Origin of the sequence: Dickeya oryzae, assembly GCF_020406815.2 — a bacterium.
Taxonomy (GTDB): domain Bacteria; phylum Pseudomonadota; class Gammaproteobacteria; order Enterobacterales; family Enterobacteriaceae; genus Dickeya; species Dickeya oryzae.
Window position 1 is genome coordinate 1890767 of record NZ_CP162670.1, and the last position, 23398, is coordinate 1914164.

Sequence of the window (23398 nt, forward strand, 5' to 3'; positions counted from 1 at the left end):
TATTGTCAACTAATCTGATCTCAATTTGGTTGACAGTATACCCACATAAATTACACTGGCGAGACTTTTTTACCCGGAGCAATGACGATGACCGAACGCGTAAACTGGACACTGGAACAGGCGCAAGCCCTGTTTGATGAGCCGTTTCTGGAACTGATGTTTGAGGCACAGCAGGTGCATCGCCAGCACTTTGACTCCCGTCAGGTGCAGGTCAGCACACTGTTATCCATCAAAACCGGCGCGTGTCCGGAAGATTGCAAATATTGTCCGCAAAGCGCCCGTTACCGCACCGGCATTGAAACCGAAAGGCTAATGCAGGTTGAGCAGGTACTGGAGTCTGCCCGTCAGGCAAAAGCCGCAGGCTCGACCCGATTCTGTATGGGCGCGGCGTGGAAAAATCCTCACGAGCGCGATATGCCGTATCTGGAATCGATGGTGCGTGGCGTGAAAGAGATGGGTATGGAAACCTGCATGACGCTGGGTACGCTGCATGGCGATCAGGCCCAGCGACTGGCGGCGGCCGGGCTTGATTTCTATAACCACAACCTGGATACCTCGCCGGAGTTTTACGGCAACATCATTACCACCCGTACCTATCAGGAGCGGCTCGATACGCTGGATAAAGTCCGTGGTGCAGGTATCAAAGTCTGCTCCGGCGGGATTGTCGGGCTCGGGGAAACGGTGCGTGACCGTGCTGGCCTGTTGGTGCAACTGGCCAATCTGCCGACGCCGCCGGAGAGTGTCCCCATCAACATGCTGGTGAAAGTGAAGGGCACGCCGCTGGCGGAAAACGACGATGTGGACCCGTTCGATTTTATCCGCACCATTGCGGTGGCACGCATCATGATGCCGACGTCTTATGTGCGGCTATCCGCTGGTCGTGAACAGATGAGCGAACAGACACAGGCGATGTGTTTTATGGCGGGTGCCAATTCCATTTTTTATGGTTGCAAGCTGCTGACGACGCCAAACCCGAAAGAAGATAAGGACCTGTTGCTGTTTCGCAAACTGGGGCTTAATCCGCAGCAAACCCAAACCGAATATGGCGACAACCAGCAACAGCAGCATCTGACCGAGCAATTGCTGCATACCGATACTGAGCAATATTACAACGCGGCGGTATAAATGAGCTGGCAGCAACGGATCGATCAGGCGCTGGCACAGCGGCAGGCGCAAGACGCCTACCGGGTGCGTCTGGCTAATGACGGTGGCAGCGGTCGCTGGCTGGTGCGCGAGCAACAACGTTATCTCAATTTTTCCTGTAATGATTATCTGGGGTTGAGCCAGCATCCGGCGATTGTGCGCGCCTGGCAGCAAGGGGCGCAGCAGTTCGGTGTGGGCAGTGGCGGCTCCGGTCATGTAACCGGTTATACCACCGCACACCAACAACTGGAGCAACAGTTGGCGGACTGGCTGGGATATGACCGGGCTGTGCTGATGATCTCCGGCTTTGCCGCGAATCAGGCGGTGATAACCGCGCTGATGGCAGAGGGCGACCGTATTCTGGCGGATCGGCTCAGCCATGCCTCGCTACTGGAAGCCGCCAGCCTGTCACCCGCGACGCTACGCCGCTTTCACCATAACCAGCCGGAATCGTTGCAATCATTGCTGGAAAAGCCGGTGGGGGGGCAGTCGCTGGTGGTCACCGAAGGGGTATTCAGCATGGATGGCGATACCGCACCGTTGGCGGCATTGCACCAGTGCTGTCGCGAGCATAGCGCCTGGCTGATGGTGGATGATGCCCACGGTATCGGCACGCTGGGGGAGTACGGTCGCGGCTGTTGCGCGCAACAGGGGGTGAAACCTGAATTGCTGATCGTCACCTTCGGCAAGGCCTTTGGCGTCAGCGGTGCGGCGGTGTTGTGTAGCCAGGCGATTGCGGAATACTTGCTACAGTTTGCCCGTCATCTGATATACAGCACCGCCATGCCACCGGCGCAAGCCTGCGCGCTGTCAGCGGCGCTGGCTGTCATTCGCGGCGATGATGGCGAGGCCCGGCGTGATGCGCTGGCGCAGAATGTTCAGCGTTTTCGCGAGGGGGCTGCTGGCCTGCCGTTTCGCCTGTTGGCATCAGAAAGCGCCATTCAGCCGCTGATTGTCGGTGATAACGCCTGGTCGCTGGCGCTGTCGCAGCAATTGCGCTCCGCGGGGCTGTGGGTCAATGCTATACGGCCGCCCACCGTGCCACCGGGTACAGCACGCTTGCGCATTACCCTGACAGCCAGTCATCAGCCTGACGATATAGACAGACTGCTGGAGGTGTTGCATGACGCAGGTTGACGGGGTGTTGAACGCGTCGCCCCCTCATAAACAGGCGATCGCCCGTGCTTTCGGCCGGGCGGCTTCACAGTATGACCGCTTTGCCGCACTACAGCGTGAGAGCGGCGAACACCTGATGACTCTGGTCGGTGAACATCACGGCGGTGAACTGCTGGATGCCGGTTGTGGTACCGGCTATTTCAGTGCGCGCTGGCAGGCGCGCGGGAAACGGGTGACGGCGCTGGACCTGTCAGTGGATATGCTGGCGATGGCGCGTCAGCGTCAGGCAGCGACACACTACCTGCTGGGGGATATCGAGCACTTACCGCTGGCGGATGGCAGCGTGGATATCAGTTTTAGCAATATGGCGATGCAATGGTGTGATGACTTTGCCGCCGGTCTGGCTGAGCTTTATCGGGTCACCCGGCCTGGCGGGGTGATTGCCTTTTGTACGCTGGCGCAGGGGACGCTGGCCGAACTGGATGACGCCTGGCAGCAACTGGATGGCTCCCTGCGTATTAATCGATTCTTGTCGCTGGAAGCCATTGTTTCAGCCTGCCGTCGTTACCAAGCGGATATCTCGCCGGCCCCCGCGACATGCTATTTCCCCGATGTACTGGCGCTGATGCGCTCCGTCAAAGGTGTGGGGGCAACCTGGTTGCGGGAGGGGCGGGAGCCGCGCGGCCTGAACCGTCGGCAACTGACAGCGCTGGCTACGCATTATAGCCGTCACCCACAAGGCTATCCGCTGACCTATCAACGCATTTTTGGAGTGATTTACCGTGACTGAGCGCTGGTTTGTAACCGGAACCGATACCGAAGTGGGGAAAACCGTTGCCAGTGTGGCGCTGTTGCAGGCTGCCCGTCGTGCTGGATACTGTACCGCAGGTTATAAGCCCGTGGCGTCCGGGTGTGAACTAACCCCACAGGGCGTCCGCAATAGCGATGCATTGCAGCTACAGGCTAACAGCACACTGGCACTGCCTTACGACGCGGTTAATCCGCTGGCCTTTATGGAACCGACATCGCCCCATATCGTCAGTGCAGAGGAAAATCGACCGATTGACTTTTCTACCCTCAGCGACGGCCTGCGCCAGCTTGAGCGTCAGGCGAACTGGGTCCTGGTTGAAGGGGCGGGCGGCTGGTTTACGCCGCTTTCCGCACAGCAAACCTTTGCTGATTGGGTACAGGACGAGGCGTTAGCGGTGATTTTGGTCGTCGGCGTCAAACTGGGGTGCATCAATCACGCCATGCTCACCGCGCAGGCCGTGCAGCACGCGGGTGTAAGGCTGGCTGGGTGGATTGCCAATGTCATGCAGCCGCCAGGGCGTTATCACCGCGCCTATTTGCAGACGTTACAAGATAACCTTCCGGCGCCGCTGTTAGGCGAAATCCCGTATTTATCCAAGCCGTTTCAGCAGGATATCGGTGATTACTTAAACATCACTTTACTAACAGGTTAACGAAGTTGGGTGAATGTTGCGTGGGTGGTGGTTTTATCCCTGTTCCTAATTGAAATTGATAGAGAAAACCATCTTGAAAACTGCTGATCTAACCACTGGGTCAGCAGTTTTTCTTTTTGCTAAGTCTGTGTCATTTAGCACTTTTTTTTATAATAAGCGGCACGTCAAACATGGAAATTTTGTTTAAAAGTCGTTTGCCGGTCTCTAACGGGCCAAGGTAACGAAAGACGCCAATACAGGAGGCGCGGGCGCTTGTGGGAGTTATCCACTATTTCTGTGGATAACTGTGTGTATTAGGGTTAGAAAAAACGCGCCAGCCAAGAGCTGGCGCGGGTTGCACCGGGTTTGGTGCTAAACTCCGCTTTTTTGTGAAGTGCTTTTAAATCAATAAATTAATTAAAATCAAGTCACTTTTATGTCAGCACACCATACCTGAATAAATTACCGGCACTGGTCGTAGTTGATAATTTGAGAAACAGCATTTCTGGGGATAAATGCGTGATTTTTTGCTGGATAGCAACATCACTCTGTGCTAGTCAACGAGGGCACGTGCTGGTGTGTGGTCAATGGTTAAGAATTACTTGATGCTGTTTTTATATCCAGTAATATGAGGCTGGCAAATCTGGCTGGGGGTTTTCATACTAGACGTATCCCTTTCCTGTCGATGATGCGGGTCATGCCGACTCGCCTCTGATGCGTGATTCCAACCGTTTTTTATCCGGGTGTCTTGTTCATGAGTAAAGCGTTCAAACTGCATTCTGCCTTTAAGCCCGCAGGCGACCAACCTGAAGCGATACGTCGTCTGAAAGAGGGGCTGGAAGACGGGCTGGCGCATCAGACATTGTTGGGGGTAACAGGCTCCGGCAAGACGTTTACCATCGCTAACGTGATTGCGGATCTTAACCGGCCTACCATGGTGCTGGCACCGAATAAAACCCTGGCCGCGCAGTTGTATGGCGAAATGAAGGAATTTTTTCCGGACAACGCGGTGGAGTATTTCGTGTCTTACTACGATTACTACCAGCCTGAAGCCTATGTGCCAAGCTCCGATACCTTTATCGAGAAGGATGCTTCGGTTAACGAACATATCGAGCAGATGCGGTTGTCTGCGACCAAGGCCCTGCTGGAGCGGCGTGACGTGGTAGTGGTGGCGTCGGTATCCGCCATTTACGGTCTGGGCGACCCGGATCTCTACCTGAAGATGATGCTGCACCTGACGCAAGGCATGCTGATTGATCAGCGTGCTATCTTGCGTCGGCTGGCGGAGTTGCAATATTCCCGTAACGATCAGGCCTTTAGCCGTGGCACCTTCCGGGTTCGCGGTGAGGTCATCGATATTTTCCCGGCGGAGTCCGATGAGATAGCGCTGCGGGTCGAGTTGTTTGACGAAGAAGTGGAGCGGCTGTCGCTGTTTGACCCGCTCACCGGCCACATCGTGCAAACCGTACCGCGTTACACCATTTACCCGAAAACCCACTATGTGACGCCACGCGAACGTATTTTGCAGGCGATGGAAGAGATCAAAGTCGAACTGGCGGAGCGCCGTCAGGTGTTGCTGGCCAACAATAAACTGTTGGAAGAGCAGCGGCTGGCACAGCGCACCACCTTCGATCTGGAAATGATGAATGAGCTGGGGTATTGCTCCGGCATTGAAAACTACTCCCGCTTTTTGTCCGGACGCGGCCCCGGCGAACCACCGCCAACCTTGTTTGATTACCTGCCCGCCGATGGGTTGCTGGTGATTGACGAATCCCACGTGACTATCCCGCAACTGGGGGGCATGTATCGTGGCGACCGGGCGCGTAAAGAAACGCTGGTGGAATACGGGTTTCGCTTACCCTCGGCGCTGGATAACCGGCCGATGAAGTTTGAGGAATTCGAAGCGCTGGCACCGCAGACCATTTATGTTTCGGCGACGCCGGGTAATTACGAACTGGAAAAATCTGGCGGCGAGATAATCGATCAGGTGGTGCGGCCGACCGGCCTGCTGGATCCGGTGCTGGAAGTGCGCCCGGTCACCACGCAGGTGGACGATTTACTGTCGGAAATCCGCAAGCGTTCGGCCATTAACGAGCGTGTGCTGGTCACCACCCTGACCAAACGTATGGCGGAGGACCTGACTGAGTATCTGGAAGAGCATGGCGAGCGGGTACGTTACCTGCACTCGGATATTGATACCGTGGAGCGGGTAGAAATCATCCGTGATTTGCGACTGGGCGAGTTCGACGTGTTGGTGGGTATCAACTTGCTGCGTGAAGGGCTGGATATGCCGGAAGTGTCGCTGGTGGCGATTCTGGACGCCGACAAAGAAGGCTTCCTGCGCTCGGAGCGGTCGCTGATTCAGACCATTGGCCGTGCGGCGCGTAACCTTAACGGCAAGGCGATTTTGTACGCCGACAGGATTACGCCGTCGATGGAGCGCGCCATCAATGAAACCCAACGCCGCCGTGAGAAACAGCAGGCCTACAACGAGCAGCATGGCATTGTGCCGCAGGGGCTGAATAAGAAGATTGGCGACATTTTGCAGATTGGTCAGTCTGTCAACGGCAAGGGCAAAGGCCGCGGCAAGAAAGCGGCGGAACCGGCGGCCCGGTATCAGCAACTGTCGCCGAAAGCGTTGGATCAGAAAATCCGTGAGCTGGAAAGCCAGATGCTGACCCATGCACAGAATCTGGAGTTCGAAGAGGCCGCCCGTCTGCGCGACGAAATCCACGCGCTGCGCGAGCAGTTTATTGCGGCATCCTGACGTATGTATGAACAGATAATCTTTCAGGAAGAGAGGACCATGAAATCTGAGAATGAAAAAAAAGATGAGCCTATTAAATCTGTCGCTGATTTTATTTCCGCAGTGATGGAAATGAATAAAGATGGTAAAAAGCCTACGGCTTACCGGGGGCAACGGAACAAAACTTGGCATTTTATTCCTAAAATTTTTAGGGATGATGGACAATATGAGGATGAATACGCTATATCCAGGGATATAATTATCCCCCACTCTGAAGAGTTTCGTGATGATTCGTGTATGTTTGATAGACTAGTAAGAATGCAGCATTTTGGTGCACCAACTCGGTTGCTGGATGTAACAACTAACCCGTTGGTGGCTTTATGGTTTGCAACAGAAGAAACACCAGAAAAAGAAATAAAAGAAAAAGGTGAGGTTGATGCAAAAATTTCAGCATTTTATATTCAAAATGAAAGAGAAAAATATTTTGACAGTGATACAGTTAGCTGTATGGCGAATATTGCGAATTTAAAAATTGAAGAGAAAAAAGAACTGTTTGCATTAATAGACTCAGAGTCTTCAATTGAAGAGTTTAATGGAGAGAATGTTGTCAAAAAACTTTGCTATTTTATTGGCATGGAAAAACCTAATTTCGAAAAAAATATCAACCCAAAAGATCTTCTTTTTCCATTGTATGTTAAACCAAAACTCAACAATAAAAGGATTATCGCGCAATCAGGAGCATTCTTTATATATGGCGTAAGAGAAATCACAGATGAAAGAAGGAATAATCCCATCCGGGCAGGGCATCTAACTATTGATTATTCTTCGAAGAGAAACATCAGAGATGAATTGAACTCATTAGGAATTAACGAGGGTATGTTATTTCCTGAACTAGATAGAACAGCAAAAATAATAGCTGAAAAATATAAAAAAGTTGCATTGTGAGTTTCACTTTTTAATCAAAAATGAACACTACATTTTTAAGTGGATGCAGGGCTAGTTGAATCGTTATTGTGAGTATTTCCGGCGTAAAAAACTGCGCTGAGGCGAGCATCGACGCCGGGTGAGCGGCATGGATGCCGCGAAAGTCTGCGCCGCGTCGGGAGCGCGTCGCAGGCGGCCCGAATAGCGGCGATGAACGCCGAAGGCACCGCGTAGCGGCGCAGTTTAGCCTCTCAGCCAGTGGTCAAGGAGAGGCGGCGTGTGAGCCTCTCCTTGTCGTGCGCAATTTATTGTTTAATAAGGAATATGAAGGTTTGTCGCGCACGAAATTTTACGCTATCTCAATATAAATCCATTTAAGCCAGACACAGCCCCAGCGCTTGCACGGCCTGCTCTAACGCGGCCTGCAGCAATTGGCGATCATGGTGGTGGGGGACATCTTGTGCCCCCAGCGGCTGTTGGATAATCAGGCGGTCGTTCACGCCGTGGGTATCGGTTTGGGGTGCGACGACAACGGCGTCGATGATGCGCCGGTTGATCTTGCTTTCGATGAGTTGCAGCTTTTGGGCCAGTGTCAGACGGGTGGCTATCTGGCTTTGTTCAGTCCCCAGATTACCGATATAGACCACCGGCGCACGCGCGTCGTGCAGCGACTGAGCCAGATCGGTCAGCAGTAAAGGTGGCATCAGGCTGGTGAGGAAACTGCCTGGCCCTATCAGGATCAGGTCTGCTTCTGCTATCGCCGTCAACGCCTCTTGTGTGGCCGGTGCGTTTGGATAGAGCATCAGATCTTGCGGCAGTGCGGCGAGTTGATCGACCGCCACTTCGCCATACACCGGGTTGCCTTGCGTATCAATCGCCATCAGGTCGACGGGCTGCTCTGACATCGGGATCAAAAGCGCGTCGACGTTAAGCAGATTACGTATCAGGTTGATGGCTTCCAGTGGACGCACACTGAGGTGGTCCATCGCTTTGAGCATCAAATTACCCAGGTTGTGGCCGGACAACTCGCCGTTGCCGTTGAAGCGGTATTCAAACATGGCAGAGGCGACACTGGGCGTGGTGATCAACTGATTAAGACAGTTACGGGTGTCGCCCCAGGCAATGCCGCCTTCCGAGCGGCGAATGCGCCCGGTAGAGCCGCCATTGTCGGTGGTGGTGACAATGCCTGTCAGCCGCGAGCCGAGAAAGGAGAGCGATGACATCACGCGCCCCAGTCCATGGCCGCCACCCAGCGCGACCACGCTACCCAGCTCCGCCAACGTGCGATTACCCATACCTGCCCTTATATTCCGGTTATCTACCCTAAAAAGTAGCGGTTATATACCACATCTTTGGTGAAAGCTGCATAAGTGCCAACAGAAAATTTCAGCGCCAGGTATCGATGGGGTCAATGATGTTCACCCGAGGGGCAGCAAACAGCACCGTGACGCTGGGAAGGCTTGGTGGTGAACAAGCTGGCGGCACATCAGCACAGGCAACGATACAGAGGGGACAACGACCGATATCAAGGGAGAGGGAATATATTCTTTCCTGATTTAATTTTTAATAAATTATTCTGTTATATTTCTATCAATATTTATCATTTATTTGTTTTTAAAGGTTTTTAGAAATTATATTTTAATTTTATTATGGTTCGATAATGGATTTATTAAATAACATTCAGACTGTTATAGTCTAAATAACGCAGACTGTTTATACCCATTCACTCCTGCCCATTTTAAGATCAGTGCCGGTGGTATCTCGTCTCGGCGCGATATTTCCCGCGCGTTATGTCATCGGCGCACGTCGGCGCTGTTTCCTGATTCTGGCCTGCGTGCCAGCCGACAAGTAAAACGATAGCAGGGCTGATAACAGTCCAGGGGTAAGGCATGTTTGGACTCGATGCATTTCATCTGGCAAGGATACAGTTTGCGTTCACGGTATCCTTCCATATCATTTTTCCCGCCATCACTATTGGGCTGGCCAGTTTTCTGGCTGTGCTGGAAGGGTTGTGGCTGAAAACCAGAAACCGCGACTACCGTGATCTCTACCATTTCTGGTCGAAAATCTTTGCCGTTAACTTTGGTATGGGTGTGGTGTCCGGTCTGGTGATGGCCTACCAGTTTGGTACTAACTGGAGCGGTTTTTCGCAGTTTGCTGGCAGTATTACCGGTCCGCTGTTGACCTACGAGGTGCTGACCGCATTCTTTTTGGAAGCCGGTTTTCTCGGTGTCATGTTGTTTGGCTGGCAGCGGGTTGGGCCGGGGTTGCACTTTTTCGCGACGTGCATGGTGGCACTCGGTACGATCATGTCCACGTTCTGGATCCTCGCCTCCAACAGTTGGATGCAGACCCCGCAGGGGCACGAAATTCATAACGGTGTGGTGGTGCCGGTAGACTGGCTGGCGGTTATTTTCAATCCCTCTTTCCCGTACCGACTGATGCATATGGCGACGGCGGCATTTCTTGCCAGCGCCTTTTTTGTCGGCGCGTCTGCCGCCTGGCATTTGCTTCGTCGCAACGATACCCCGGCAATTCGCAAAATGTTGTCGATGGCGCTCTGGATGGCGTTGATTGTCGCTCCCATTCAGGCGTTGCTGGGCGATATGCATGGTCTGAACACGCTGAAATACCAGCCCGCTAAAATTGCCGCGATTGAAGGCCACTGGGATAACCCACCCGGCGAACCGACACCGCTGATTTTGGTGGGCTGGCCGGATATGGAACGTGAAACCACCCGCTATGCGCTGGAAATTCCTTATCTGGGTAGCCTGATCCTGACCCACAGTCTGGATAAACAGGTCCCGGCATTGAAGAGCTTCCCTAAAGACGAACGGCCCAACTCGCCGGTGGTGTTTTGGTCGTTTCGCATCATGGTCGGTTTGGGAATGCTGATGATCCTGCTCGGGGTTCTGGGGTTGTGGCTGCGCTGGCGTCAGCGCTTGTATCAGTCGCGGCCATTTTTGTGGTTCACCTTGCTGATGGGGCCGTCGGGGTTAGTCGCCATTCTGGCCGGTTGGTTCACCACCGAAGTCGGCCGCCAGCCGTGGGTGGTTTACGGCCTGCAACGCACCCGTGAGGCGGTATCGGCACACGGTGACTTGCAGATGAGCGTGAGTTTGCTGCTATTTATTGCGGTGTACCTGTCGGTATTTGGCGTGGGGTATGCCTATCTGGTGCGCTTGATTAAAAAAGGACCGCAACCGGGAGAGGGGGCGCCCAACGGTGAACCGGGACTGGCGCAGACACCAGCGCGACCGTTATCGGCGGCGCAGGACGTGTTGGGAGAGGGGAAATAACATGGGTATTGAGCTTTCTGTTGTCTGGTTCGCCATCATTATCTTCGCCACTCTGATGTATATCGTGATGGACGGTTTTGATCTGGGCATCGGCATTTTATTTCTGACTCACCGAAACCCAGCCGACCGGGATGTGATGGTGAATACCGTCGCCCCGGTGTGGGATGGCAACGAAACCTGGCTGGTGCTCGGCGGGGCCGGGTTGTTTGGTGCCTTTCCGCTGGCTTACGCGGTGATCGTCGATGCGCTGACCATCCCGCTGACGTTGATGCTGGTGGGGCTGATTTTTCGCGGCGTGGCCTTCGAGTTTCGCTTCAAAGCGACGCCGTCACACCGTCCGTTTTGGGACCGTGCCTTCCTGTGGGGATCGGTGGTGGCGACCTTTTTTCAGGGGGTGACCGTCGGGGCGGTGCTCAATGGTTTTGAGGTGACCGATCGCCATTTTTCCGGCCCGGTATTCGGCTGGCTGACTCCGTTTTCGCTGTTTTGCGGCGTTGGACTGGTGGTGGCGTATGCGCTGCTGGGCTGTACCTGGCTTATCATGAAAACCGGACAGTCGCTGCATAGCCGTATGTCGGCGTTGGCACCGTCGCTGGTGGCGCTGTTGCTGGTGGTCATTGGCGTCATCAGCGTGTGGACGCCGCTGGCTCACCCCGTCATTGCGCAGCGCTGGTTTTCGTTGCCCAATCTGTTTTGGTTCCTGCCGGTTCCGATTTTGGTGGTGCTGTGTGCGGCAGGTATTGTGCGTGGCGTTCGCCGCCAGGCACATTACGCGCCTTTCCTGTTGACGCTGGGGCTTATCTTCCTAGGCTTTACCGGACTGGGTATCAGCCTGTGGCCGATGATCATTCCACCGCGATTGACCCTGTGGGACGCGGCTGCGCCACCGCAGAGCCAGGGATTTATGCTGTTCGGCGCATTGCTGATCATCCCGGTTATTCTGGGGTACACCTTCTGGAGTTACTACGTGTTCCGGGGAAAGGTACGGCCTGAGGAGGGATACCACTGATGGCCGGTACAAACGCGCCATCGCTATGGCGGCGGCTGTTATGGATGGTCATATTATGGGGAGCCAGTGTGCTCGCACTCGGTGTAGTCGCAACGGTATTTCGCCTGCTGATGACGGCTGCCGGGCTGAAAACCCACTAACTATGAGTCACATACTTTAATTGGCATCAATTGGCATCAATTGGTATTGGCCTCGGCATGAGCACAAACCGCCCGCGGTAGCATCGCGGGCAGTTTGTGTTAACTGTATAACCTGTCGCCATTGGGAGGCGGTTTACTCCGATGGGAGTAGAGGATATCGGTCATACCATGATACAGGTCAGAAAAATTGATCGGATTTCCGCTATGCTGAGCGTGAAAATAGTGAATGAAATCCGCTATATACAAGATTATATACCGCATTTTCAGTGACGGATGACTTGATTTGGCGATAGACTTCATGAAGTAATCACGGTTATCCGACATCGGTGTTCGATGCCGGGAAATCAAACTCCTAGCCTTGGAACCTACGTTCGAGAGTCAGCGCGAATAGGGTTTCCTGGCCGTGACCTGAGGGTCACCAGGGTGCAGGGTAGAAATGCCCGCATCTCCCGTATTTGGAAAGGTGTTTATGGTGAGTCAACTGACCGATGCGTTTGCGCGCAAGTTCTACTATTTGCGTCTGTCGATAACGGATGTCTGTAATTTCCGTTGCACTTATTGTCTGCCGGACGGCTATCAACCCAATGGCGCGACCCCTCATCGTTTTTTGTCGTTGAATGAAATCCGCCGTGTTGGGCGGGCGTTTGCCGAATTGGGCACGGAAAAGGTGCGCCTGACCGGCGGCGAACCCTCTTTACGACGGGATTTTGTCGACATTATCGCTGCGATTCGTGAAAACCCGGCTATCCGTACGCTGGCGGTGACCACTAACGGTTACCGGCTGGCACGGGATGTCGCGAGCTGGCGTGATGCCGGATTGACGGCGCTCAATGTCAGTGTCGACAGTCTGGATGCCCGGGCGTTTCACGCCATTACCGGGCAGGACAAATTCCGTCAGGTGATGGACGGCATCGATGCCGCTTTCGCTAACGGATTCCAGCGGGTGAAAGTCAACACCGTACTGATGCGTGATGTTAACGACAACAGCCTGCACACCTTTCTGGAATGGATCCGCACCCGGCCTATCCAACTGCGCTTTATCGAACTGATGGAAACCGGCGAAGGGGGGGAGATGTTCCGCCGCCATCATGTTTCCGGGCAGGTGATTCGCGAGCGTCTGTTACAGCAAGGCTGGCAACAGCAGGTTCGTTCGCGCAGTGACGGCCCGGCGCAGGTGTTTTCACACCCGGACTATCAGGGTGAGGTGGGGCTAATCATGCCGTATGAAAAAGACTTTTGTCAGAGCTGCAATCGCCTGCGGGTTTCAGCTATCGGTAATTTGCATCTGTGCCTGTTTGGTGAGCAAGGCATTCCACTGCGCGATTTGCTGATGGATGACGAGCAACTGGACGCGCTGAAATTGCGTATTTCCGGCGGCCTTGGCAGCAAACGAGAGTCGCATTTTCTGCATGACGGCAACAGCGGCATTACCCCGAATCTTTCCTTTATTGGCGGCTAAGCAGCCGCGCAATACGGTATCACGCATACCGTTACGGAGTGTTTATGAGCAAGGTCAGCAGTGAATTTGTTCCTCTGCGTGTGGCGGTGATGACGATATCCTCCCGCCGTACGGCCGACGACGACACGTCTGGTGATTATCTGCGCGAAGCATTGCAGCACGATGGGCACCATCTGGCGGGCAGCGCGATTGTCAGTGAAAACCTCTACCACATCCGTGCACAGGTATCTGCCTGGATAGCCCGCGAGGATGTGCAGGTGATTCTGATTAACGGTGGTACCGGCTTTACCGCGGGCGATCTCGCACCGGAAGCTATCCGGGTGTTGTTTGACTGCGAAATCGAAGGATTTGGCGAACTGTTCCGCATGGTGTCGTATGAAGAGATAGGCACCGCCACTATCCAGTCGCGCGCCATTGCCGGTATGGCTAACCAGACGGCGATTTTTGCGATGCCGGGGTCGACTAAAGCTTGTCGTACCGCCTGGGAGCGGATTATTTGCGAGCAACTGGATGCGCGCCAGAAACCCTGTAACCTCTATCCTCACCTGAAAAAGTAAGCTGTTATGTCACAACTGACCCACATTAATGCCGCCGGTGAAGCGGCGATGGTGGACGTTTCCGACAAGGCAGAGACCGTGCGTGAAGCGCGTGCCGAAGCCTTTGTGGAAATGGCACCGCATACCCTGTCGATGATTATCGACGGCAAGCATCATAAAGGCGATGTGTTCGCCACTGCCCGTATCGCCGGCATTCAGGCCGCCAAACGCACCTGGGAGTTAATCCCGCTGTGCCACCCGCTATTGCTCAGTAAAGTGGCCGTTGAATTGGAAGCGCAACCGGAACATAACCGGGTGCGCATCGAAACCCTGTGTCGGTTAACCGGTAAGACCGGGGTGGAAATGGAAGCCTTGACCGCCGCCTCGGTCGCGGCGTTGACCATTTATGACATGTGCAAAGCGGTGCAGAAAGACATGGTGATAGGGCCGGTACGGCTGTTGGCGAAAAGCGGGGGTAAATCCGGTGACTTTAAGGCGGAGGCATCATGATTACGGTGTTATTTTTCGCGCAGGTGCGCGAGCTCACCGGTATTGACCGGTTATCCCTGCCTGCCGAGTATCAGGATGTGTCATCGTTGCGTCAGGCGCTGTGTGAACGGGGCGACCGCTGGGCGCTGGCGCTGGAAGACGGCAAACTGCTGGCGGCGGTTAACCAGTCGCTGGTGGCGATGACGCATCCGCTGACCGATGGCGACGAAGTGGCGTTTTTCCCGCCGGTGACCGGAGGCTGACATGGACACGCGTATTCGGGTAGGGCAGGAACCGTTCAGCGTAGGCGACGAGTACAGCTGGCTGGCAACCAGCGATACGGATGGCGCCGTCGTCACGTTCACCGGCAAAGTGCGTAACCACAATCTGGGGGATAACGTCAATGCGTTAACTCTGGAGCATTATCCGGGGATGACGGAAAAAGCGCTGGCTGAGATTATCGAGGCGGCACGTGAGCGCTGGCCGATTCAACGTGTCAGCCTGATCCACCGTGTCGGTGCGCTTTTTCCCGGCGACGAAATCGTGTTTGTTGGCGTTAGCGGAGCCCACCGTCAGGCCGCGTTTGATGCGGCGCAATTCATCATGGATTACCTCAAAACGCGTGCACCGTTCTGGAAGCGGGAAGCCACGCAGGATGGTGACCGTTGGGTCGATGCCCGTGATAGCGATCGACAGGCGGCAGAACGCTGGTCCTAAGCGGTGACGGCGGTGGATTGATTGCCGCCGCTACACCATTGCTGGCGATATGATTTCACTACTGGAATAAAAACGATAAAAAGCAGCCGCTTATAAAAGTTGCATCGCTATAGCGTTCGAATAATAATTAATAAGAATCATTTTTATTTCTATTTTTATGCAACGATAATGAGCCGCGGTAATTTTTTGCCGGATTCGCTTTTATTGTCATACAGTTAATTGCCATACAGTGAAAAAGGATAATGGTATGAAACGGCGTATAGCTTCCCTGTTCCCCGCCACATTGCTGGCGTCTTCCCTGATGATGGGACTGTCCTTCGGCGCACAGGCGGAGGATGCAGGTATTGTGATTTATAACGCACAGCATGAAAACCTGGTGAAGTCCTGGGTAGATGGCTTCACTCAGGATACTGGTATTAAAGTGACGCTGCGTAACGGCGGCGATAGCGAGTTGGGTAACCAACTGGTTCAGGAAGGCAGTGCGTCACCGGCTGACGTATTTTTGACGGAAAACTCGCCATCGATGGTGCTGGTGGATAACGCCAACCTGTTCGCACCGCTGGATGCCGACACACTGGCGCAGGTGGAGCCGCAGTACCGTCCCTCCCACGGGCGCTGGATTGGTATCGCTGCCCGTTCGACGGTATTTGTTTACAACCCGGAAAAACTGACCGAAGCACAATTACCGAAATCATTGATGGATCTGGCGAAACCAGAATGGAAAGGGCGCTGGGCGGCGTCTCCGTCGGGTGCAGACTTTCAGGCGATTGTCAGCGCGATGCTGGAGCTGAAAGGCGAGAAAGCAACGCTGGACTGGCTGAAGGCGATGAAAACCAATTTCACGGCGTATAAAGGCAACAGCACGGTAATGAAAGCGGTGAACGCCGGTCAGGTCGACAGCGGCGTTATCTATCATTACTACCCGTTTGTCGACGGCGCGAAAACCGGTGAAAACAGTAAAAATATCCGTTTGTACTACTTCAAGCATCAGGATCCGGGCGCGTTCGTCAGCATCTCTGGCGGCGGTGTGCTGGCATCGAGCAAGCATAAAGAACAGGCTCAGGCATTCATGAAGTGGATCACCGGCAAGAAAGGCCAGGAAGTGCTGCGCACCAATACCGCGTTTGAATACGCCGTGGGCGTCAATGCGGCTTCCAACCCGAAACTGGTTCCGCTGAAAGACTTGCAGGCTCCCTCCGTGGATGCGGCCAAACTCAACGGCAAGAAAGTGGTTGAGCTGATGACCGAAGCCGGTCTGCTGTAATACGTCAGTATAGGGCGGGAGTCCAATAAGACCGATGGCCGATGTGGAATGGAAAGTCGCTGGTGTGGGGATGCCACAACCAGCGCGTTCGGGGGCGAAGCCGTACCGGATAGCGGGTGGCAGTATGGCGCTGATGGCCGTACTGCTGTCGCTGCTGGCGTTATTGCCGCTGGGTTTCGTCGTGGGGGTGACCCTGACGACGGGCTGGGAAACGGTAAAGACGCTGGTGTTCCGGCCCCGGGTTGGGGAACTGCTGCTCAATACCGTGTTGCTGGTGGCGGTCACGTTGCCGCTCTGCACGCTGTTCGGGGTGGCGTTAGCCTGGTTGACCGAACGTACCACCTTGCCGGGGCGCCGGGTGTGGTCGCTGTTACTGACCGCACCACTGGCGGTGCCCGCCTTCGTCCAGAGTTACGCCTGGATCAGTCTGCTGCCCGGCATGAATGGCCTGGCAGCTGGCGTATTCCTGTCGGTGCTCGCCTATTTCCCGTTTATTTACCTGCCGGCGGCAGCGGTGCTGCGTCGGCTTGATCCCAGCCTGGAAGATGTGGCGACCTCATTGGGTGCCAGGCCCTGGCGCGTTTTTTTTCGTGTGGTGCTGCCGCAACTGCGGCTGGCGATATGGGGCGGCTCGCTGCTGATTGCGTTACATCTGTTGGCGGAATACGGCCTGTACGCCATGATCCGCTTTGATACCTTCACCACCGCGATTTTCGAGCAGTTCCAGTCGACGTTTAACGGCCTGGCGGCAAACATGCTGGCGGGTGTACTGGTGCTGTGTTGTCTGGGGCTGTTATCGCTGGAAGCCATGACGCGTGGGCGTGCGCGCTATGCTCGCGTGGGTTCCGGTAGCGCCCGCAGTCAGACCCCGTGGCGGCTGTCGTCCCCGGCGGCGTTGATGTACGGATTATTGCCGCTGGCGTTAACCACGCTGGCGCTGGGTGTCCCGTTGGTGACGCTGGCCCGCTGGCTGTGGCTTGGCGGCATAGAGGTATGGCGTAATGACGAACTGTGGCCCGCGCTGCGCCAGACAGTGTGGCTGGGCATCAGCGGTGCTGTGCTGGTTACGCTGTGCGCATTCCCGATGGCCTGGCTGTCGGTGCGTTATCCCTCACGACTGTATCGCCTGCTGGAAGGGTGTAATTACGTGACCAGCGCGTTGCCGGGCATTGTCGTCGCACTGGCGCTGGTGACGGTCACCATCCATACGTTGCGGCCACTGTATCAGACCGAGTTTACCCTGCTGCTGGCCTATGTGTTGATGTTCATGCCACGGGCGTTGATCAACCTACGCGCGGGTATTGCGCAAGCGCCGGTTGAGCTGGAAAACGTGGCACGTAGTCTGGGGTGTTCACCGGGGCGGGCATTGTGGCGCATCACGCTCAGGCTGGCGGCACCGGGTGCGGCGGCTGGGGCGGCATTGGTGTTTCTGGCGGTGACCAACGAATTGACCGCCACGTTGCTACTGGCACCCAACGGCACCCGGACGCTGGCGACCGGTTTCTGGGCGTTGACCAGCGAAATTGATTATATGGCGGCGGCACCTTATGCGTTGATCATGGTGGTACTGTCGCTCCCGCTGACCTGGTTACTTTATTCCCAATCGAAACGCACGGCAGGCTTATGAATACGCTCGAACTTTATGGCATCGGTAAATCGTTTAACGCTGTTACGGTGCTGGACGGCATCGACTTGCAGGTCGCGCCGGGTAGCCGTACCGCCATTGTCGGCCCTTCGGGTTCCGGTAAAACGACGTTGCTGCGTATCATCGCTGGTTTTGAAGCGCCGGATAAAGGCACCGTGCGTTTGCAAACACGCGTTGTGGCCGATGCGAATCAGTGGGTGCCTGCGCACCTGCGTGGTATCGGTTTTGTCCCGCAGGACGGTGCGTTGTTTCCGCATTTTACCGTGGCGCAGAATATTAGCTTCGGGCTTGAGGGCAGTAAACAGGACAAACAGCGGCGTATTGATGAGCTGATGGAGATGGTGTCGCTGGACTCCCGGCTGGCGGCGTTGTGGCCGCATGAACTGTCCGGCGGTCAACAACAGCGGGTTGCGTTGGCGCGCGCCTTGTCGCAACGCCCGGCGTTGATGCTACTGGATGAGCCGTTTTCCGCGCTGGATACCGGCCTGCGTGCCGCTACCCGTCAGGCGGTGTCGGCGCTGTTAGCGCAGGCGGGTGTGGCGTCCATTCTGGTCACCCATGACCAGGCCGAAGCGTTGTCGTTTGCCGATCAGGTCGCGGTAATGCGCCAGGGGCGCTTAGTACAGGTTGGGTCGCCGCAGTCACTGTACCTGCGTCCGGCGGATGAAGGTATCGCCGCGTTTCTGGGTGATACACTGGTGTTGCCCGCACAGCTTACTGGGGGGCGTGCCGCCTGTGCGCTGGGGGATGTCGCGGTGGATGATAATCAATCTGCCGGGGTGGCGCGTATCATGTTGCGCCCGGAGCAGATTCAGGTCACGCTGGCCGAACCTCATGCAACGCCACAGGCGGTGGTGACCGGTATTGAGTTTGCCGGATTTGTCTCTACGCTACGTCTGCGCATGACGCAAGGTGCGCAGGTGATTGAACTGAAAAGCGTGAGTCGGGAAGAGATTGTTGTGGGTTGTGGCGTCAATCTGACGGTGGCAGGGCGGGCGCATCGGCTTGACTAACCCGGCAGGCGGGAAACCGGCGGGTAGGTTGGTTGGGGGATACCTGTCGGGCCATGTCCCGCTTTGCAGGAATTACGATCCTTGTTGAGAAAGTGTTACCCGTTGTGCGCGTGGTTTTGTGTTAAGCTGAAAGTCAGGTGGGCGTAAGCCTGTTGTGTTTCACTTCTCATGCAAAGGTTGCATCATGGATCGATTTCCACGTTCTAACGGTTCCATCGTTCAACAAGCCAGCACGGGTCTGCAAACCTATATGGCGCAGGTCTATGGTTGGATGACCTGTGGTTTGCTGCTGACGGCGTTTGTCTCCTGGTATGCCGCCAATACCCCGGCGGTGTTGCAGCTGGTGTTTTCCAGCAAAATTACCTTTTATGGACTGGTGATCGCCCAACTTGGGCTGGTGTTTGTGCTGTCCGGCATGGTGCATCGCCTGAGCGGTGGTGTGGCGACCACGTTGTTCATGCTTTACTCCGCGCTGACGGGCCTGACGCTATCCAGTATTTTCATCGTGTATTCCGGTGAGTCTATCGCCAGTACGTTTGTGATAACGGCCGGGATGTTCGGTGCCATGAGTCTGTATGGGTATGTCACCAAGCGTGACCTGACCGGTCTGGGCAGCATGCTGTTTATGGCGCTGATTGGTATCCTGTTGGCGACCCTGGTGAATTTCTGGTTGAAGAGTGAAGGGCTGCAACTTGCCATCACTTACATCGGTGTACTGGTGTTTGTCGGCCTGACGGCGTATGACACACAGAAACTGAAAAACATCGGTGAAGAGCTGTCAGTTGATGACAAGGATAACTTCCGTAAGTACTCGATCATGGGTGCGCTGACGTTGTATCTGGATTTCATCAACCTGTTCCTGATGCTGTTGCGTTTGTTCGGTAGCCGGCGTTGAGGTTGTTGCAGATTACTGGCAACCCTTCTTAGTTACAGATAATGGGGCTTTCCGGCGTTAAAACTGTGCTGAGGCAAGCGACTTCGCCGGGTGAGCCGCATGGACGCGGCGAAAGTCCGTGCCGCGCCGGGAGCGCGTCACGGACGGCCCGAACAGCGAAGGCGAATGCCGAAGGTAGCGCGCAGCGCCACTGTTTAGCCACCAAGCCAGTGGTCAAGGAGAGGTGGCGTTTGAACCTCTCCTTGTCGTGCGTGCGATGAAGCGGCAAAGAAATGACACCGCTTATCCCGCACGAAACCATTCACTGACCAGACATGCATCTCCGTTCACAAAACAACACGGCTGTTTGTCGACAGTCTTAGTGTTTTTCATTTCTTTTCGCCGTCATCCTCCGATGTGTGTCCCACCTGCGTTAACTGTGGGCTATGCGCCGGTAACCAGCCGACCATCGATGGGAAGCGTTTCAAAAAATGGAACACCACCACGTTTTTCAGCACCTGCCAGAACGAGCGTGCCGGTAGTTGTGCCGGGTCAACCTGCACGCAGTCTTCCCGTATCAACTGGTGCAGATTATCGCGTAATTGCTGGTTGAACCCCCGATCGTTAATGAACAGATTCGCCTCCAGATTGAGCGCCAGACTGAGCGGATCCAGATTGCTGGAGCCGATGGTGGCCCAATACTCGTCTTGCAACGCCACTTTGCTGTGTAATGGCTGGCGGCGGTATTCGTAAATATCCACTCCGGCCTTCACCAGCCAGGGGTAGAGCAAGCGCGCACCGAACAGCACGATAGGCATGTCCGGTTGCCCCTGAATAATCAATCGTACCCGCACACGCCGCCGTGCGGCTTTGCGCATCGCCCGCAGTAACCGATAGCCAGGGAAAAAGTAGGCATTGGCAATCACCACTTCGCGTTTGGCACGCCGCAGCATCAGCAAATATTGTCGTTCGACATCGCGGCGATGCAGGCCATTGTCGCGCCAGACGAACAGCGCTTGTGCGTTACCGGGATGCGGGTTACGCACCGGGCGGCGAAAACGTCGCCGCCACCAGAGATGTGGTTCTTCATCATGGACCAGTGCCGCCAGCATAAAACGGTAGATGTCATCCACCACCGGGCCTCGTACTTTCACCGCGTAGTCTTGTTTAGCTTCCGGACCGTAGTCACTCAGGTGGTCGGCGGAATAATTAATGCCGCCTATCCAGGCGGTGTGTCCGTCTACCACCACCAGCTTGCGGTGCAAACGCCGGAACAGATTGGTGCGCATCAGGCCAAACAGGCGAGGGCGCGGGTCGTAAAAATGAAAACGCACCCCGGCTTCGATCATCGGTGCCAGAAAATCGGGCGACAGATCGTGCGAGCCGTAGCCGTCAGCGGTAGCGTCCACGCTGACACCGCGTTGCGCTGCGGCAATCAGTACCTCCCGTAATGCGTAACCTACTTTGTCTTCAAACCAGATAAAGGTCTCCAGCACGACCCGATTGCGGGCCTGGTGGATAGCCTCAAACACGCTGGGGTAGTATTCGTCGCCATTTACCAGCAATTCAATGTGATTACCGTCGCGCCATTCGGTTCTCACAAATGGATCTCCACCGCCAGAGGCGCATGGTCGGATAAATGCGCCCAGGGTTTGGACGGCAGCAGCTTGGGTACACTGGTTTTGGCGTTACGCACGTAGATACGGTCAAGCCGCAGCAGTGGGAAACGGGCCGGGAAGGTGCGGGGCGGTTTACCAAAATGTTGACTGAATACCTCCTCCAGACCGGCGCGGCGCTTGAGTAAGGCGCTGGCTTTCATCTGCCAGTCATTGAAATCGCCGGCGACAATCAACGGCGCGTCAGCGGGCAGGGTGGCCAGCAGGTCGCACAGCAGCGAGAGTTGCTGCCGCCGGTGCGAGGCGGTCAGCCCCAGGTGAACGCAGACGACATGGATATGTACATCCCGGTTGGGGACTTTCAGTACGCAATGCAGAATACCGCGTTTGTCCTTTTCAGATACCGATACATCCAGGTTGCGATAGCTAAAAATCGGGAAATGCGACAACACGGCGTTACCGTGATCGCCTTCCGGGTAGACAGCGTTGCGGCCATAGGCGTAATCATTCCACATGGTTTCTGCCAGAAATTCGTAGTGTGGGGTGTCCGGCCAATGCTCTACTTGTAGCGGATGGGTGGAGTGACGGCCTAGCACCTCCTGTAAACACACGATATCGGCGGACACCGAACGTACAGCATCACGCAGTTCAGGCAAAATAAAGCGGCGATTGAGTGCGCTGAACCCTTTATGGGTATTGATAGTGAGGACAGTGAAAGAAATCCCCAATGGCGATTGCGAAACGGTACCCATGGCTTTCCCTCGTTCCCAAGTAGCTGAAAATCAGTGTAGTCAGGATTTGGCAAGACGTCGCTGACGCCGGAGGCAAACGATTCGCTCACCGCTATCCTATCTTGTGCCTGAAGAGTGCGTAAGCCGCGCTGCCCGTGGTCGCGGTAATGGTCAGTAACGGCCATAGACCATGCCAGATGATGCTCATACTGGCGTTTTTCAGATAGATCTGTTTGGTGATATCGGTGAAATGGCGCACCGGGTTAACCCAGGTAAGTTGTTGCAGCCACATCGGCATGTTCTCAACCGGAGAGACATAGCCAGAGAGCAGGATAGCTGGCATCACGAAAACAAATACACCAATGAAGGCCTGCTGTTGGGTCGAGCAGAGCGTGGAAATCAATAACCCAAATCCCACCAGCGATAGTCCGTATACCAGCATGCTGAGGTAGAACAGCAATAGCGAACCGGAAAACGGAATGCGGTAAGCAAGGATACCCGCCGCCAGCACGATACTGGCCTGCACGGTGGCGACAATCAGCGCTGGCACAGCTTTGCCGACGAAAATTTGCCCGGTAGAGAGCGGTGACACCAACAACTGCTCCAGCGTCCCTTGCTCCCGCTCACGTGCCACCGACAGCGCGGTGACGATCAGGACACCAATCGTGGTGATCAGCGCCACCAGCGACGGCACCACAAACCACTTGTAGTCCAGATTCGGGTTATACCAGTGACGGATCACCAGGTTACTTTGGTGCGTCAGCGTCGGGGACGTGATTCGCTCCTGCTGATAGTCCTGTACGATTTGTTGAATATAGCGGGCGGCAATTTGGGCACTGTTGGAGTGGCGTCCGTCAAGCAACAGTTGGAGGCTGGTCGGTGAATTGTTTGCCAGTTGGCGGGAGAAATCAGCGGGAAAGCGCACCAGCAGCAGCGCGCGCTGGTCATCAATCGTTGGGGCGATTGCCTGTGGGCTGTGCAACAGGATGACCCGCGAAAATGCACTGGCACTGGCGAAACGCTGGGTCAGTTCGACGGATGCCGCGCCGTTATCTTCGCTGTAAATGGCGATGGTGGCGTCGGTGACGTCCAGCGTAGCGGCAAACGGGAATAACAGCACCTGCAGCAGTACCGGTAATACCAGGATGGCGCGAGTCTGTGGCTCGCGCAGCAATGACTGAAGCTCTTTGCGGATCAGCGTCCACAGGCGATGCAACATACGCTTTTTCCTCCGT

22 protein-coding genes and 1 riboswitch are annotated in these 23398 nt (G+C 55.2%); of the genes, 18 read left to right on the plus strand and 4 right to left on the minus strand.

Going from position 1 to position 23398, the window contains the following annotated elements:
* The first annotated feature begins 87 nt into the window (after positions 1-87).
* The 6 genes from bioB (at position 88) to LF929_RS08225 (ending at position 7392) form a co-directional block, all read left to right on the plus strand.
* Positions 88-1125, plus strand: coding sequence for a biotin synthase BioB (gene bioB, locus LF929_RS08200; RefSeq protein ID WP_226093666.1), 1038 nt, complete (start codon positions 88-90; stop codon positions 1123-1125).
* Positions 1126-2280 (plus strand): 8-amino-7-oxononanoate synthase, encoded by a 1155-nt coding sequence (gene bioF / locus LF929_RS08205; protein WP_226093665.1) that lies wholly within the window; start codon positions 1126-1128, stop codon positions 2278-2280.
* Positions 2267-3049: a malonyl-ACP O-methyltransferase BioC gene (gene bioC / locus LF929_RS08210; protein WP_226093664.1), complete on the plus strand. Its 783-nt coding sequence runs from the start codon at positions 2267-2269 to the stop codon at positions 3047-3049. The genes bioF and bioC overlap by 14 nt, the downstream gene beginning before the upstream one ends.
* Positions 3042-3722, plus strand: a complete 681-nt coding sequence (bioD, locus tag LF929_RS08215) for a dethiobiotin synthase (protein ID WP_226093663.1) — start codon at positions 3042-3044, stop codon at positions 3720-3722. The genes bioC and bioD overlap by 8 nt, the downstream gene beginning before the upstream one ends.
* A 733-nt stretch (positions 3723-4455) precedes the next feature.
* Complete coding sequence (uvrB, locus tag LF929_RS08220; RefSeq protein ID WP_016942626.1) at positions 4456-6468, plus strand: excinuclease ABC subunit UvrB; 2013 nt, start codon at positions 4456-4458, stop codon at positions 6466-6468.
* Positions 6469-6507: 39 nt separating this feature from the next.
* Positions 6508-7392: an FRG domain-containing protein gene (locus LF929_RS08225; RefSeq protein WP_226093662.1), complete on the plus strand. Its 885-nt coding sequence runs from the start codon at positions 6508-6510 to the stop codon at positions 7390-7392.
* 353 nt (positions 7393-7745) lie between these two features.
* Here the strand turns inward: LF929_RS08225 and yvcK are convergent, their stop codons facing one another.
* A complete protein-coding gene (gene yvcK, locus LF929_RS08230) occupies positions 7746-8666 on the minus strand; it encodes a uridine diphosphate-N-acetylglucosamine-binding protein YvcK (RefSeq protein WP_226093661.1) in 921 nt (306 codons plus the stop codon).
* Between the two features lie 594 nt (positions 8667-9260).
* Here yvcK and LF929_RS08235 point away from each other — a divergent pair.
* The 12 genes from LF929_RS08235 (at position 9261) to LF929_RS08290 (ending at position 19837) form a co-directional block, all read left to right on the plus strand.
* The gene (locus tag LF929_RS08235; RefSeq protein ID WP_038904727.1) at positions 9261-10670 is read left to right on the plus strand and encodes a cytochrome ubiquinol oxidase subunit I; all 1410 of its coding nucleotides are present in this window, start codon (positions 9261-9263) and stop codon (positions 10668-10670) included.
* A 1-nt stretch (position 10671) separates the two neighbouring features.
* On the plus strand, positions 10672-11679 hold the full coding sequence (gene cydB, locus LF929_RS08240; protein WP_038908323.1) for a cytochrome d ubiquinol oxidase subunit II: 1008 nt from the start codon (positions 10672-10674) through the stop codon (positions 11677-11679).
* A complete protein-coding gene (locus tag LF929_RS08245; protein ID WP_168365477.1) occupies positions 11679-11819 on the plus strand; it encodes a DUF2474 domain-containing protein in 141 nt (46 codons plus the stop codon). The genes cydB and LF929_RS08245 overlap by 1 nt, the downstream gene beginning before the upstream one ends.
* A gap of 337 nt (positions 11820-12156) precedes the next feature.
* Positions 12157-12301: riboswitch (molybdenum cofactor riboswitch) on the plus strand.
* Complete coding sequence (gene moaA, locus LF929_RS08250; RefSeq protein WP_226093660.1) at positions 12289-13278, plus strand: GTP 3',8-cyclase MoaA; 990 nt, start codon at positions 12289-12291, stop codon at positions 13276-13278. Its footprint overlaps the riboswitch before it by 13 nt.
* A 44-nt stretch (positions 13279-13322) precedes the next feature.
* Positions 13323-13835: a molybdenum cofactor biosynthesis protein B gene (gene moaB / locus LF929_RS08255; RefSeq protein ID WP_038904723.1), complete on the plus strand. Its 513-nt coding sequence runs from the start codon at positions 13323-13325 to the stop codon at positions 13833-13835.
* A gap of 6 nt (positions 13836-13841) precedes the next feature.
* Positions 13842-14324: a cyclic pyranopterin monophosphate synthase MoaC gene (gene moaC / locus LF929_RS08260; RefSeq protein WP_226093659.1), complete on the plus strand. Its 483-nt coding sequence runs from the start codon at positions 13842-13844 to the stop codon at positions 14322-14324.
* The gene (gene moaD / locus LF929_RS08265) at positions 14321-14566 is read left to right on the plus strand and encodes a molybdopterin synthase sulfur carrier subunit (RefSeq protein ID WP_226093658.1); all 246 of its coding nucleotides are present in this window, start codon (positions 14321-14323) and stop codon (positions 14564-14566) included. Before moaC ends, moaD begins: the two co-directional genes overlap by 4 nt.
* Before the next feature lies 1 nt (position 14567).
* A complete protein-coding gene (gene moaE / locus LF929_RS08270) occupies positions 14568-15020 on the plus strand; it encodes a molybdopterin synthase catalytic subunit MoaE (RefSeq protein ID WP_226093657.1) in 453 nt (150 codons plus the stop codon).
* A 247-nt stretch (positions 15021-15267) separates the two neighbouring features.
* Positions 15268-16284, plus strand: a complete 1017-nt coding sequence (locus LF929_RS08275; RefSeq protein ID WP_038904721.1) for an iron ABC transporter substrate-binding protein — start codon at positions 15268-15270, stop codon at positions 16282-16284.
* A 124-nt stretch (positions 16285-16408) separates the two neighbouring features.
* On the plus strand, positions 16409-17911 hold the full coding sequence (locus LF929_RS08280; RefSeq protein ID WP_226093672.1) for an iron ABC transporter permease: 1503 nt from the start codon (positions 16409-16411) through the stop codon (positions 17909-17911).
* Complete coding sequence (locus LF929_RS08285) at positions 17908-18942, plus strand: ABC transporter ATP-binding protein (protein WP_226093656.1); 1035 nt, start codon at positions 17908-17910, stop codon at positions 18940-18942. The genes LF929_RS08280 and LF929_RS08285 overlap by 4 nt, the downstream gene beginning before the upstream one ends.
* Positions 18943-19126: 184 nt before the next feature.
* Entirely contained in the window at positions 19127-19837 is a 711-nt protein-coding gene (locus LF929_RS08290; RefSeq protein WP_012885126.1) for a Bax inhibitor-1/YccA family protein, read from the plus strand.
* A gap of 368 nt (positions 19838-20205) precedes the next feature.
* Here LF929_RS08290 and clsB read toward each other — a convergent pair whose 3' ends face one another.
* From clsB to LF929_RS08305, 3 genes are all read right to left on the minus strand, one after another.
* On the minus strand, positions 20206-21417 hold the full coding sequence (gene clsB, locus LF929_RS08295) for a cardiolipin synthase ClsB (RefSeq protein WP_226093655.1): 1212 nt from the start codon (positions 21415-21417) through the stop codon (positions 20206-20208).
* Positions 21414-22184: an endonuclease/exonuclease/phosphatase family protein gene (locus tag LF929_RS08300; protein WP_210177160.1), complete on the minus strand. Its 771-nt coding sequence runs from the start codon at positions 22182-22184 to the stop codon at positions 21414-21416. The genes clsB and LF929_RS08300 overlap by 4 nt, the downstream gene beginning before the upstream one ends.
* 91 nt (positions 22185-22275) lie before the next feature.
* Entirely contained in the window at positions 22276-23382 is a 1107-nt protein-coding gene (locus LF929_RS08305; RefSeq protein WP_038908314.1) for an ABC transporter permease, read from the minus strand.
* Positions 23383-23398: the final 16 nt, after the last annotated feature.

Bases quoted from the DNA above. Each gene is read 5' to 3' on its own strand.
- LF929_RS08280 (WP_226093672.1), top strand. From the start codon at position 16,409: ATGGCGCTGATGGCCGTACTGCTGTCGCTGCTGGCGTTATTGCCGCTG.
- LF929_RS08275 (WP_038904721.1), top strand. From the start codon at position 15,268: ATGAAACGGCGTATAGCTTCCCTGTTCCCCGCCACATTGCTGGCGTCT.
- LF929_RS08225 (WP_226093662.1), top strand. From the start codon at position 6,508: ATGAAATCTGAGAATGAAAAAAAAGATGAGCCTATTAAATCTGTCGCT.
- bioB (WP_226093666.1), top strand. From the start codon at position 88: ATGACCGAACGCGTAAACTGGACACTGGAACAGGCGCAAGCCCTGTTT.
- yvcK (WP_226093661.1), bottom strand. From the start codon at position 8,666: ATGGGTAATCGCACGTTGGCGGAGCTGGGTAGCGTGGTCGCGCTGGGT.
- LF929_RS08235 (WP_038904727.1), top strand. From the start codon at position 9,261: ATGTTTGGACTCGATGCATTTCATCTGGCAAGGATACAGTTTGCGTTC.
- LF929_RS08305 (WP_038908314.1), bottom strand. From the start codon at position 23,382: ATGTTGCATCGCCTGTGGACGCTGATCCGCAAAGAGCTTCAGTCATTG.
- LF929_RS08245 (WP_168365477.1), top strand. From the start codon at position 11,679: ATGGCCGGTACAAACGCGCCATCGCTATGGCGGCGGCTGTTATGGATG.
- LF929_RS08300 (WP_210177160.1), bottom strand. From the start codon at position 22,184: ATGGGTACCGTTTCGCAATCGCCATTGGGGATTTCTTTCACTGTCCTC.
- moaC (WP_226093659.1), top strand. From the start codon at position 13,842: ATGTCACAACTGACCCACATTAATGCCGCCGGTGAAGCGGCGATGGTG.
- LF929_RS08285 (WP_226093656.1), top strand. From the start codon at position 17,908: ATGAATACGCTCGAACTTTATGGCATCGGTAAATCGTTTAACGCTGTT.
- bioF (WP_226093665.1), top strand. From the start codon at position 1,126: ATGAGCTGGCAGCAACGGATCGATCAGGCGCTGGCACAGCGGCAGGCG.
- moaA (WP_226093660.1), top strand. From the start codon at position 12,289: ATGGTGAGTCAACTGACCGATGCGTTTGCGCGCAAGTTCTACTATTTG.
- moaE (WP_226093657.1), top strand. From the start codon at position 14,568: ATGGACACGCGTATTCGGGTAGGGCAGGAACCGTTCAGCGTAGGCGAC.
- uvrB (WP_016942626.1), top strand. From the start codon at position 4,456: ATGAGTAAAGCGTTCAAACTGCATTCTGCCTTTAAGCCCGCAGGCGAC.
- bioC (WP_226093664.1), top strand. From the start codon at position 2,267: ATGACGCAGGTTGACGGGGTGTTGAACGCGTCGCCCCCTCATAAACAG.
- moaB (WP_038904723.1), top strand. From the start codon at position 13,323: ATGAGCAAGGTCAGCAGTGAATTTGTTCCTCTGCGTGTGGCGGTGATG.
- moaD (WP_226093658.1), top strand. From the start codon at position 14,321: ATGATTACGGTGTTATTTTTCGCGCAGGTGCGCGAGCTCACCGGTATT.
- LF929_RS08290 (WP_012885126.1), top strand. From the start codon at position 19,127: ATGGATCGATTTCCACGTTCTAACGGTTCCATCGTTCAACAAGCCAGC.
- cydB (WP_038908323.1), top strand. From the start codon at position 10,672: ATGGGTATTGAGCTTTCTGTTGTCTGGTTCGCCATCATTATCTTCGCC.